The sequence below is a fragment of the Kitasatospora sp. NPDC059817 genome (assembly GCF_042731835.1).
Lineage (GTDB): Bacteria > Actinomycetota > Actinomycetes > Streptomycetales > Streptomycetaceae > Kitasatospora.
On record NZ_JBHWIR010000074.1, the window covers coordinates 33634 to 34999 of the forward strand.

Annotated in this window: 2 protein-coding genes; both read left to right on the forward strand. The window is 69.4% G+C overall.

What is annotated here, in order from left to right; all coding sequences use genetic code 11:
• Nucleotides 1-71: 71 nt before the first annotated feature.
• Nucleotides 72-344: a phosphoribosyl-ATP diphosphatase gene (locus ACFV61_RS18045; protein WP_063346472.1), complete on the forward strand. Its 273-nt coding sequence runs from the start codon at nt 72-74 to the stop codon at nt 342-344.
• 45 nt (nt 345-389) lie between these two features.
• Nucleotides 390-1238, forward strand: a complete 849-nt coding sequence (gene hisG / locus ACFV61_RS18050; RefSeq protein ID WP_363369700.1) for an ATP phosphoribosyltransferase — start codon at nt 390-392, stop codon at nt 1236-1238.
• Nucleotides 1239-1366: the final 128 nt, after the last annotated feature.

Consider the following 1366-nt stretch of genomic DNA (forward strand, 5'->3'; position numbering starts at 1 on the left):
TCCAACGGACTGTCCACGGTCCGGGACCGTTTACCGCCGGTCAGCCCGCACGCCGTAAGGTGAGTCCCATCATGGCTTCGAAGACATTCGAGGAGCTCTTCGCCGAGCTCCAGCAGAAGGCCGCCACCGGCGACCCCTCGTCCTCCCGTACCGCGCAGCTCGCCCAGCAGGGCGTCCATGCGATCGGCAAGAAGGTCGTCGAGGAGGCCGCCGAAGTCTGGATGGCCGCCGAGTTCCAGACGGACGAGCAGACCGCCGAGGAGATCTCACAGCTCCTGTACCACGTTCAGGTGATGATGATCGCCCGCGGGCTGACGCTCGACGACGTCTACAAGTACCTCTAAACCCGAACCGCACGCCCCTCCCCACAGGTAAGGAACCAACCTCCCATGCTGCGCATCGCCGTCCCCAACAAGGGTTCGCTCTCGGGTCCCGCGGCGGAGATGCTCCATGAGGCCGGCTACCGCCAGCGGAAGGACCCCAAGGAGCTCGTCCTCGTCGACCCGAACAACGAGGTCGAGTTCTTCTTCCTGCGCCCGCGCGACATCGCCGTCTACGTCGGCTCCGGCCGCTTGGACGTCGGCATCACCGGCCGTGACCTGCTGCTGGACTCGCACTCCAACGCCGAGGAGGTGCTCGCGCTCGGCTTCGCCGCGTCGACCTTCCGCTTCGCCCGCCCCGAAGGCGTCGCCGTCGAGGACGTCAAGGGCCTGGAGGGCCTGCGGATCGCGACCTCCTACACCGGCCTGGTCGAGCAGCACCTCGCCGACCACGGCGTGAAGGCGACCGTCACCAAGCTGGACGGCGCGGTGGAGACCGCGGTGCAGCTGGGCGTCGCCGACGTGATCGCCGACGTGGTGGAGACCGGCACCAGCCTGCGCAACGCCGGCCTGGAGGTGTTCGGCGAGCCGATCCTGATCTCGGACGCCGTGGTGATCCGCCCCAAGGGCGCGGGCGAGGACACCCGGGTGGACCAGTTCCTGCGCCGCCTCCAGGGTGTGCTGGTGGCCCGCCGCTACGTGCTGATGGACTACGACATCCGCGCCGAGAAGGTCGGTGCCGCCGTGGCGCTCACCCCCGGCCTGGAGTCGCCGACCGTCTCCCCGCTGCACACCGAGGGCTGGGTGGCGGTGCGCTCGATGGTGCTCCGCAAGGAGGCCCAGCAGATCATGGACGACCTGTGGGCCATCGGCGCCCGGGCCATCCTGGTCACCAACATCCACGCCTGCCGCCTCTGACCGGCGCGGCGGCGACCTCGCCCGCCGTGGTGCGGGTAAGGAACGGTTGAATGGGGCGGGGACGCTGTACGGCGTCCCCGCCCGTCGTCTGGAACCGACGTGCGGTACAGCGCTGGGGCCGGAGACGT

What these genes read in the sequence shown, in the direction of transcription:
- ACFV61_RS18045 (WP_063346472.1), top strand. Translation starts at nt 72, where the DNA reads ATGGCTTCGAAGACATTCGAGGAGCTCTTCGCCGAGCTCCAGCAGAAG.
- hisG (WP_363369700.1), top strand. Translation starts at nt 390, where the DNA reads ATGCTGCGCATCGCCGTCCCCAACAAGGGTTCGCTCTCGGGTCCCGCG.